The organism is Mycobacterium sp., from assembly GCF_049280035.1.
GTDB lineage: Bacteria > Actinomycetota > Actinomycetes > Mycobacteriales > Mycobacteriaceae > Mycobacterium.
The window spans coordinates 1-9,917 of the sequence record NZ_JBAPPI010000690.1; the positions used below are offsets into that span (position 1 = coordinate 1).

Here is a 9,917-nt window from a genome sequence, read left to right on the forward strand (position 1 = left end):
GACTAACTCGGACCCGGAAGCGCCTAAACACAAGAACCTGACCATGTTCCTGGTGCCGCTGGACTCGCCGGGCGTCGAGATCCAAGCCATTCGCACCATCGATGGTGACCGGACCAACATCGTCTACTACAGCGACGTACGGGTCGACGACAAGTACCGCATCGGTGAGGTCAACGGCGGCTGGGCGGTACTGCGGGGTGCGCTCGACGTCGAGCACGGCACCGTAGAAAGCGAAGCCGACGGCTTGCAAAGAATCGCGGTAATGAGCGAACAACTGACGCTGATGGCCGAGGCGATCGACAAGATCGCGGCGCTAGTCGCGCAACCGGGCCCGGACGGCCGCCGCCGGCTTGACGACACGTCGGTGGCATATCGGTTGGGCCGCAGCGTCGCTCGCACCGAGGCGGCGCTGAGCACCCCGGGCATGTTCGGGCGGGTGGCGAATGCGCAAACCATGCGTGATGTCGCACCGGAGTTGATGGATGTGCTGGGCACCGCGTCGACGCTGCCGATCGACACCACGGGCGCCGCCGACGACGGTGGCGCCGAATACATTTTCCGGCTGGCCTCACCGACCGGCATTTACGGCGGCACCCTTGAGGTGTTCCGCAACATGATCGCCCAGCACGAGCTGGGGCTCGGGCGCCCGAACTATTCGCCGCCGAGGTCCTGAGGTGCCGCGGGCAGTTCGGCAAGGACCTCAACGCGGGTGGCGTCGAAGCTGAGAAATCCCTTGATGGGCAAGCTTTCTGGTGGAGGGTCCGGGTAGCTCCAGGCCACGTCCTCGACTTTCGCGTCGCCGATTAGGGCCGACCAATAGGTCGCCACGCCCTTGTAGTTGCAATACGTCGAGGTGTCCGATTGCCGCAGCAGGTCGGTGCGCACGTGCGACGGGTCGACGTAGAGGCGGGGTTCCAGGGCCGTCTCGAACACGATCACGGTGTCGTCGGTGTCCACCAGCGTCGTCCCGGTGACCTCGACGCACAGCCGCCGCCTGGTGGGCCGGCAGTCGACCCGGTGATACGGGTTGGGCGGATAGTGCACGAGCTCGCGTCCCTCTTCGATCCAGGTGTCCACCGCGTCCCACGGCACGTGGACGAATCCGGGCGCCTCTGAAACCGGCTCACTGGACAGACCGCGCACCTCGTCGGCGCGAAATGCATAGCTGAGCGGATGATTTCGCCGGTGCACCAACAGTGCACGCTCGGTGTCGATCACCATGCGCCCGCCGCGAAACGCCTGAATGCGTCGGGGATGAGGCTCGACATAGACGACATCGGAGGGCAATCCGGGCGAAAACCACCCGGCGGGTTCATTGCTCAGCGGCCCGCGCCCGGCGACCAGACTCACTGTTCTTTCACCACCTTGAAGGGTTTCTGATACTCGCGGCCGCCCTCCACCTGTCTAATGCGGGATCTTCGCGATGATGGCATTGGCGAGGTCGACGGCCTGATTGCTGACGTCTAGACGACACGCCCAGATGTCGGCGACTACGTTGTTGAAGACCTCCAGTGCGCGCTGACACCCGCTGATCTGTGGCGTGGAGCCCGGGCTGTTCCAACGTTGCGGCATCGATATGACCGTGGCGGTCTTGGTAAGCGGGCCGAACTTCCACGCTTGCGGGGCAGCGTTCGGATATGTCAGCGTAAACTCGGTGCCCGCGCAAGCCGACCACTGGGTCGTCTGGTCGGCAAGCAGTTTCTGCGCGGCGGCGGCAGTGGGGAATTCGACTACAGCTTGGAGAATTTCGAAAGCTATGGGAATGTCGCCGGGCTCGTGGACTGCCTGTGCACGCGCGGCAGTCCACCCGGTATTGGCGTATACCCCAGCCTGCGCCGGCGCATAGGCTCCGATGCAGTTTTTCTGCGCGATGACTGCAGTTTCGTCAATCAAGGTGTCGACCGCCTTGTGAATAGCGAGCTGAGAAGCGCCCATTATCTGCGCGACCTGTTCGGTGGTGAGCAGCAAGCCGTCGAGCACCTTGGGCGGTAGCGGTGCTACCGGCGCCGGCGGAGGAGTGGACGCAGTGGGAGCAGCCGATGGGGCAACAGGTTTGGCGTGCCCATCGGAATGACGACCGAGGGTGATCGTGCTGACCCCAGCACCGGCCAGCACCACCACGGCGATCAGAGCTGCCAGGATCAGCCTCCGCCGGCGACGCCGCGGCCTGACCTGGTTTGCGGAGGGACCAAAACCCGGTGCGCCCCACTGCGTCGGTGCGGCTGCAAGGCCGGGCTGCGTGTGCGGTCCGCGAGCGTACTGCCACCACTGCGAGCCACTGTTGTGCGCACCAGGATAAGAACTGACCGCAGCAGCCGGAATCGGCTGCCACGGCATCGTCGTCGGCGCGGTCCGGTCGTGCACCAACGAACCAGCAGCATCGGCCATCTCGCGCGCCGAAGAGAACCGTTGCGCGGGATCTTTGGCCATCGCCTTGGCGATCACCGCATCCAGCGCAGGCGGAAGCCCCGCCACCTCATCGGTGACCCGGGGCGGCGGCGCCTGCAGGTGGGCCATCATCACCGCCGCGGGCCCGTTGGCGGTGGAATACGGGGTCTTACCCGTCAGCAAGCGAAACAGCGTGCAACCCAACGAGTACAGGTCCGCACGCCCGTCGAAACTGGCACCGGCCAGCACCTCGGGGGCCGCATAGGCGATCGTGGCCACTAACGACCCGGTCGCCGTCAAACCGGCATCATCAAGCGCGCGGGCGATCCCGAAATCGCCCAATAACACCCGCTCCTCACCGAGAGTCCCCGACAACAAAAAATTTGCAGGCTTGATATCACGGTGCACCACGTGATGTGCATGCGCGTAATCCAGTGCCTTGGCGACCTCAGCGACAATATGAATTGCACGCGCCGGCGTCATCGTCCCTGCCTTCAGTGCCCCATCGGCATCGGTGCCATCGACGAACTGCATTGCAATCCACAGCAGTCCGTCGTCTGTCTGGCCGCGACGATAAATTGACACGATGTTGGGGTGATCCAGCATCGAGGCCACGTCGGCCTCTCGCACGAACCGAGCCCGAAACTCGTCATTGTGCGACAACTCGGCGCTTAATACTTTCAACGCATCCCGCCGAGGCAACTCGGGGTTAGCCACCAGATACACCGCGCCCATCCCGCCGACGCCAAGCAGTCGCTCAACGCGATACCCCGCCACGATCGATCCGACGCCGAGCACACCCCACCCCGGACCATGCTGGGCTGCGGTCAACCCCCGATCATCTCGGCCGTTCATCTAGTCAATTCCTCACCGCCGCTAGCATGCCACGCCGCCGCGTCGCGGGAAGAACCTAGGATGCCGAGCATGGCCGGACCAATGGAAGGCATCAAAGTCGTGGAGCTCGGGGTCTGGGTGGCCGGGCCCGCGACAGGTGGCATCTTGGCCGATTGGGGTGCGGACGTCGTCAAAATCGAGCCGCCGAGCGGCGACCCCGGGCGTCTGTTCGGCCGGATGTTGGGGCTCGACATCGACGTGAGCCCACCGTTCGAGATGGACAACCGGTCCAAGCGCAGCATCGTCCTCGACCTGACCACGGGCGGCGGCTGCGCTACCGCTCTCGAATTGATCAGTGGCGCAGACGTGTTCGTGACGAATGTCCGCCCCGGCGCGTTGCGGCGTCTCGGATTGGACTTCGAGTCGATCGCTCCGGATAACCCCCGCCTGGTTTACGGGCTGATCACCGGCTACGGCGAAACCGGGCCGGACGCCGACCGGGCGGCCTACGACATCGCGGCGTTCTGGTCTCGCGCCGGGGTGGCTCATCTCCTGACCCGGCCCGGTGACACGCCGCCCTTCCAACGCGGCGGCATGGGCGACCACGCGGCCGGCATGACGCTGGCAGCGGCGATCTGCGCGGCGTTGGTGGCCCGCGATCGGACCGGGTCCGGGCAGCTGGTGACGACCTCGCTGTACCGGCAGGGTGCCTACACGGTGAGTTTCGACCTGAACACCTATCTGATGACGGGCCAGCCCATCGCCGTGGGACAACGGGAGACGATGGGCAACCCTTGTATGAACAACTACGCCGCAGGGGACGGTCGGCGGTTCTGGATCGTGGGGCTCGAAGCCGACCGGCACTGGCCGCCGTTGTGCCGGGCCGTCGGCCGCGCCGAGTGGTTGACCGATCCGCGGTTTTCCTCGGCGCGGTCACGCGCCGTCAACGGCGTCGAACTGATTGCCGAGTTGGACCAGATCTTTGCCACCAAGCCCCTCGACGAATGGGCGGAGATCTTCGCGAGCGAACCGGACTTCTTCTGGTCGCCGGTCAACACCATCGAAGACGTCGTTGCCGACGAGCAGTTCCACGCCGCGGGCGGCATGGTCGACGTGCCGGATGGACCAGCTGTTGTGCCCATGGTCGCCACACCGGCGGATTTCCACGGCACGCCGTGGGCGCCGCGCTCTACCGCGCCGGATCTCGGCGCACACACCGACGAGGTTCTCGCCGAGCTGGAGGCACGGCGCACCTCGTGAATCGGAGCTTTACAGATTGATGTAAAAGTGTCACGCTGGGTCGGCCGGGACGTTCGATCTGCTGAAGGGATGCGATGAGGACCTTCGAGGTGGACTTCGAGGAACTACGGCCGCCCGCACGCCGCTACGACGGTGCCGCGGTCAAGTATCGTCTCGACGTTGTCGCCTCCAGCCCCGCCGATGTGGTGTGTTCTGTCGGGGGATGGCTGTACGACCGGGTGCGGGCCGGCTGGGAAGTCAATGTGCTGCTACCGCGGCAATGCGATGCCCGCCCGTTGCAGATCCTGGGAATGCAAGCATCCGAGCTCGACACGCAGATCCCGGCCGAGAGCCCCGGATGCGCGGTGCGCGGCTTGGCGGTCAGCGCAAAGATGTTTGCGTCGGATGAACGAGTTCGGCAGCAGGTTCTCAAGGCGCTGGATCGCTGGATGACGGAAGTCACGCTGTGGCACGACGATTGGCCGCTGGCCGTGGGACACCGAACGACCACCGTGCAGCACCTACTCAGCGGTGCCGCCCGCGCCTTCAAGCGTCATGCCCTCACCGCGGCCGGCATTGCCGATACGGTCGGCCCAACCGAGACACTGCGCAGCGACTTGAAAGCCTGCCTACCAGTCGATTCCGAGCTGATCCCGGTCGGCTGATGCGGAAGCACTACCGCCACACGCTGCTGCTTTGATCACGTGCGCTGAGATCGATCCGTTTCGCGACGAAGCCGTCGACTATGCCCTACAGCTACTTCGCGCCGGGTGCGATAGATTGCCGTCGCGACGGGCTCAGGAGGGCAGATGGCGTGCTGCGATGTCTCAATTGCTGCTGAGGACTGCGACGGAGCCTTCACCGTCGACGCGTCGCGGGTGACTTTCGGGCGCGGTTGCCTGGCGGAGGTGGGTGACAGAGCCAGCGCTCTCGGGTTGCGGCGGGTGGCGTTGTTCTCCGACGCCGGCGTGGCTGGACTGCCCATCTTTACGAAGACGCATGACTCGCTTGTCGCGGCCGGACTGGACGTAGTCACCTATAAGGACGTACATGTCGAGCCCACCGACGCGTCTTTTCTGGATGCGGCGCGTTTCGCGCAAGAGTTGAATCCTGATGGCTACGTATCGCTGGGCGGCGGTTCTGTCATCGATACGTGCAAGGCCGCCAATCTGTGCACCACCTATCCCGCTGACTTGCTGACCTACGTCAACGCGCCCATCGGCGAGGGCAAACCCGTGCCTGGCCCGCTCAAGCCGCATATCGCATGTCCAACCACGGCGGGCACCGGCAGCGAGGTAACCGGCATCGCGATCTTTGACCTGGTGTCGCTATCGGCGAAGACGGGCATCGCTTCTCACGCGCTGCGTCCCACGGAGGCGCTCGTCGATCCCGACTGCACAGCGAGTCTGCCCGCCGAGGTCGTCGCCTCGGCAGGGCTCGATGTGCTGTCTCACGCGCTGGAGTCCTACACCGCGCGACCCTACGTCCTGCGGCGCGCTCCCGGACGGCCCAGCCTGCGGCCTATGAGCCAGGGTGCTAATCCGTGGAGCGATCTGGGCTGCCGTGAGGCGTTGCGTCTGCTGGGGCGGTTTTTGGAGCGTGCGGTGCACGACGCTTCCGACGGTGAGGCCCGTGAGCAGATGATGTGGGCTGCAACGCTTGCGGGCATCGCGTTCGGCAACGCGGGCGTTCACGCACCACACGGCATGGCTTACGCGGTGGCAGGGTTGGTACGCGACTTCCGCCCCTCGGGCTACCCGGCCGATGAGCCGCTAGTGCCGCATGGCATGGCCGTCATCCTCAACGCGCCGTCGTCGTTCCGCTTAACGGCGGAGGTGAGCCCGGTTCGGCACTTGGAGGGTGCACGGCTGCTGGGCGCCGACACGCAGGACGCCGGCGCGAAGGATGCAGGCGAGGTACTAGCCAACGAACTCATCCGCATCATGCGAGCGGTGCGCATGCCGAACGGGCTAAGTGGGGTGGGCTACACCGAAGATGACGTGGTCGCCCTGACAGAGGGTGCTTACCCTCAGCAGCGCCTTCTACAAAACGCTCCGCGAGAGATGAGTAAACCGGTTCTGGCCGACCTGTTTCGGCAAGCCATGCGCTACTGGTAGTCAAAGCACGGCGCCCCCGATTTCCAGCATGGTCGAATACAACCATGACTCCGTTTTCTGCGGGTCCGCCCGACTCGGACGGGCTCACCAGCCGCGACTTTCCGGTGCTCTGGCCGGTGCTCACCCGTTGGGCCGACAACGACATGTTCGGGCATCTGAACAACGCGGTCTACTACCAGCTTTTCGACACCGCGATCAACGGCTGGATCAACACGAACGTCGCTATCGACCCGGTCACCATCGCGGCGCAAGGCATCGTCGCCGAATCGGGCTGCCGTTACTTCTCCGAACTGCACTTCCCGCAACGGCTCTGCGTCGGATTGGCAATCACCAGATTGGGTCGCAGCAGCGTCACCTATCGGCTCGGCATCTTCCGGGCCGGCGAAGAGCCGGCCGCCGCAGAAGACGCGGCAGAGCAGAAGATCGCGGCGCTCGGGCACTGGGTACACGTCTACATCGACCGCACCAGCCGTCGACCGGTACCGATCCCGGACGCGATCCGTGAGCTGCTGTCGACGGCGTGCGTGCGCTAGCGCCCCCGTTATGCTCGGCCAATGCCGTTTGTGAGCAAGACCGTCGAAGTCGCCGCCGACGCAGCCAAGATCCTGGCCATCGTCGGCGATTTCGAGTCCTACCCGCAGTGGAACCAAGAGATAAAGGGACTGTGGGTGCTGGCCCGCTACGACGACGGACGCCCCAGCCAGTTGCGTCTCGACGCTGCTTATGAAGCCATCGAGGACACGTTGATTCAGGCGGTCTACTACCCGAACCCGAATCAAATTCAGACCGTGATGCAGCAGGGCACTCTGTTCAAAAAGCAGGAGCAGCTGTTCAGCGTCGTGGAGACGGGTGCGACGTCGCTATTGACGGTCGACATGGACGTGGAGCCGTCGATGCCGATACCCGCGCCGATGGTCAAGACGCTGGTCGGCAACGTCTTGGACTACCTCGCCGAAAACCTCAAGAAGCGTGCCGAGGAGCTGACGGCGGGCGATCAGGCCTAACTCCAGATGCCGCTGTGGTCCAGCGTTTGGGTGAGCCGGCGCGCGCCGTCGGTGAACTGCCAGTTGGTGAGCTTGACGACCGCGGCGGTGTCGTGGCGGCGCAGCGCCGCGATCAACTTGCGGTGGTTGTCGACTGCGGCCGCTCCCCAGCCGGGATCGGCGGCGTAGATCATCAACGGCATGTAGCGGGCGACGTGCAGCAGGAACCAGGCGAGTTTGATTCGCCCGGTGGCGTGATTAAAGGCACGGTGAAACGCGAACTCGGTGGCCGCGATCGTCTCGGTATCCGCGGCGGCGACCGCGGCGGCCAGTGCCTCGGTGATGCGCTCGAGATCGTCGATCTCGGCCTCGGTGATCTGCTGCGCCGCCGTGGCGGCAAGTTCCTTGGCGATGGTCGACTGCAGCCAGAAGATGTCGTCGATGTCCTGCCGGGACAGCGGCAGCACGACGTGGCCGCGGTGCGGCTCGAGTTGCACCATGCCTTCGCCACGCAACTTCAGCAACGCTTCGCGTACCGGCGTGACGCTGACGCCGAGTTTGGCCGCGTTCTCGTCGAGCCGGATGAACGTCCCCGGCCGCATCGCGCCGGACATGATCGCGGCCCGCAGGTGGCCCGCCACCTCGTCGGACAGCTGCGCTCGGCGCAGCGGAAGCCGCGTCTGCCGTTGCGCGGAAAGCCGCGTAGAGACGGGTGCACTCACCGGGGTTGTCTTCGCGCCGCCAAGATCATAATGTGATCCAGACAACACCAGATTTTATCAAATATCAACTTGAGTACGAGTTAGCAACAGAAAGGAATCGACGAGTTGACCGCGCAGTTGACCGGCCAAGGGGCTGTCAAGGCCCGGGACGGCACAGCCACCGAGCAGCCCTATCTGTCACGACGACAGAACTGGGTTAATCAACTCGAACGGCATGCATTGATGCAGCCGGGCGCGACCGCGTTGCGATTCCTGGGCCACACCGTCACCTGGGCCGAGCTTCGCCGCCGCGTGGCTGCGCTGGCCGGCGCCCTGAGCCGCCGAGGGGTCGGTTCTGGCGACCGGGTGATGATCCTGATGCTGAACCGGACGGAGTTCGTCGAGTCGGTGCTGGCGGTCAACATGATCGGCGCCATCGCCGTTCCGGTCAACTTCCGGCTGACGCCAGCCGAGATTGCCTTCCTGGTCGACGACTGCGAGGCGCGGCTAATGATCACCGAATCCGTCCTGGCCCCGGTGGGCAGTGGCGTCCGCAACATCACCTCGGTGCTGAACACTGTCGTGGTCGCCGGCGACACCGCCGACGAGGGTCTGCTGGGCTACGAGGATCTGGTGAACGAGCCCGGCGATCCGGCCGAACCGGTGGACATACCCAACGACTCGGCGGCGTTGATCATGTACACCTCGGGCACCACCGGGCGGCCGAAGGGCGCCGTGCTGACCCACACCAACCTGACCGGGCAGACGATGACCGGCCTGTATACCCATGGCGTCGATGTCAACGACGTCGGCTTCATCGGTGTCCCGTTTTTCCACATCGCCGGAGTCGGCAACCTATTGACCGGAATGTTGCTCGGGATCCCGACGGTGATCCATCCGCTGGGCGCGTTCGATCCCGGGCATCTGCTCGACGTGCTGGCCGCAGAGAAGGTCACCGGGATCTTCTTGGTGCCCGCGCAATGGCAGGCGGTATGCAATGCCCAGCAGGCGAATCCGCGCGACGTGAAGTTGCGGGTGATGTCATGGGGCGCCGCACCGGCATCCGACACGTTGCTGCGACAGATGTCGGAAACCTTCCCAGGGACGCAGATTTTGGCCGCGTTCGGCCAGACGGAGATGTCGCCGGTCACCTGCATGTTGCTTGGCGAAGACGCGATCAGGAAGCGCGGCTCGGTGGGGAAGGTGATCCCGACCGTGGCTGCCCGCGTGGTCGACGAGAACATGAACGACGTGCCCGTTGGCGAGGTCGGTGAAATCGTCTATCGTGCACCCACATTGATGAGCGGCTATTGGAACAACCCGGAGGCGACCGCCGAGGCATTTGCGGGCGGCTGGTTTCACTCCGGTGACCTGGTTCGGATGGACGAGGACGGTTACGTCTGGGTGGTCGACCGCAAGAAGGACATGATCATCTCCGGTGGGGAGAACATCTACTGCGCGGAGGTGGAGAACGCCCTCGCCAGCCATCCCGGGATCGTCGAAGTCGCTGTCATCGGTCGGCCACACCAGAAGTGGGGCGAGGTGCCGATCGCGGTTGCGGCCCTCGTGGCCGACGGCCCGCAAACAAACTTAAGCCTTGAGGATCTCGACGAGTTCCTCAACGAGCGACTGGCACGCTACAAGCACCCCAAGGG

9 protein-coding genes and 1 pseudogene are annotated in these 9,917 nt (G+C 64.8%); 7 read left to right on the top strand and 3 right to left on the bottom strand.

Annotation, left to right across the window (positions count from 1 at the left end; translation table 11 throughout):
* Positions 1-673, top strand: a pseudogene (locus WAN71_RS22105) (acyl-CoA dehydrogenase); the annotation flags it as partial.
* On the opposite strand, the gene WAN71_RS22110 reads toward WAN71_RS22105, so the two are convergent.
* Both WAN71_RS22110 and WAN71_RS22115 read right to left on the bottom strand, forming a co-directional pair.
* Positions 652-1,350, bottom strand: coding sequence for a DUF427 domain-containing protein (locus WAN71_RS22110; RefSeq protein WP_422227377.1), 699 nt, complete (start codon positions 1,348-1,350; stop codon positions 652-654). The pseudogene WAN71_RS22105 and the gene WAN71_RS22110 overlap by 22 nt on opposite strands.
* Positions 1,351-1,404: 54 nt before the next feature.
* The gene (locus WAN71_RS22115; protein ID WP_422227378.1) at positions 1,405-3,243 is read right to left on the bottom strand and encodes a serine/threonine-protein kinase PknH/PknJ; all 1,839 of its coding nucleotides are present in this window, start codon (positions 3,241-3,243) and stop codon (positions 1,405-1,407) included.
* Positions 3,244-3,312: 69 nt separating this feature from the next.
* Between WAN71_RS22115 and WAN71_RS22120 the strand changes: the two genes are divergently transcribed.
* The 5 genes from WAN71_RS22120 to WAN71_RS22140 all read left to right on the top strand — a co-directional run bounded on the left by WAN71_RS22120 (position 3,313) and on the right by WAN71_RS22140 (position 7,582).
* Entirely contained in the window at positions 3,313-4,482 is a 1,170-nt protein-coding gene (locus WAN71_RS22120) for a CaiB/BaiF CoA transferase family protein (RefSeq protein ID WP_422227379.1), read from the top strand.
* A 74-nt stretch (positions 4,483-4,556) separates the two neighbouring features.
* Positions 4,557-5,126 carry a hypothetical protein gene (locus tag WAN71_RS22125; protein ID WP_422227380.1) on the top strand — a complete coding sequence of 190 codons (570 nt, stop codon included), beginning with the start codon at positions 4,557-4,559 and terminating at the stop codon, positions 5,124-5,126.
* Positions 5,127-5,270: 144 nt separating this feature from the next.
* Entirely contained in the window at positions 5,271-6,578 is a 1,308-nt protein-coding gene (locus WAN71_RS22130) for a hydroxyacid-oxoacid transhydrogenase (protein WP_422227381.1), read from the top strand.
* A gap of 44 nt (positions 6,579-6,622) precedes the next feature.
* Entirely contained in the window at positions 6,623-7,111 is a 489-nt protein-coding gene (locus WAN71_RS22135; RefSeq protein ID WP_422227382.1) for an acyl-CoA thioesterase, read from the top strand.
* A 21-nt stretch (positions 7,112-7,132) separates the two neighbouring features.
* Entirely contained in the window at positions 7,133-7,582 is a 450-nt protein-coding gene (locus tag WAN71_RS22140) for an SRPBCC family protein (RefSeq protein WP_422227383.1), read from the top strand.
* On the opposite strand, the gene WAN71_RS22145 is transcribed toward WAN71_RS22140, so the two are convergent.
* Positions 7,579-8,283, bottom strand: a complete 705-nt coding sequence (locus WAN71_RS22145; protein ID WP_422227384.1) for a GntR family transcriptional regulator — start codon at positions 8,281-8,283, stop codon at positions 7,579-7,581. The genes WAN71_RS22140 and WAN71_RS22145 overlap by 4 nt on opposite strands.
* A 117-nt stretch (positions 8,284-8,400) precedes the next feature.
* On the opposite strand from WAN71_RS22145, the gene fadD5 reads away from it, so the two are divergent.
* Positions 8,401-9,917 (top strand): fatty-acid--CoA ligase FadD5 (gene fadD5, locus WAN71_RS22150; RefSeq protein ID WP_422227385.1); only part of this gene is annotated, 1,517 nt, incomplete at its 3' end.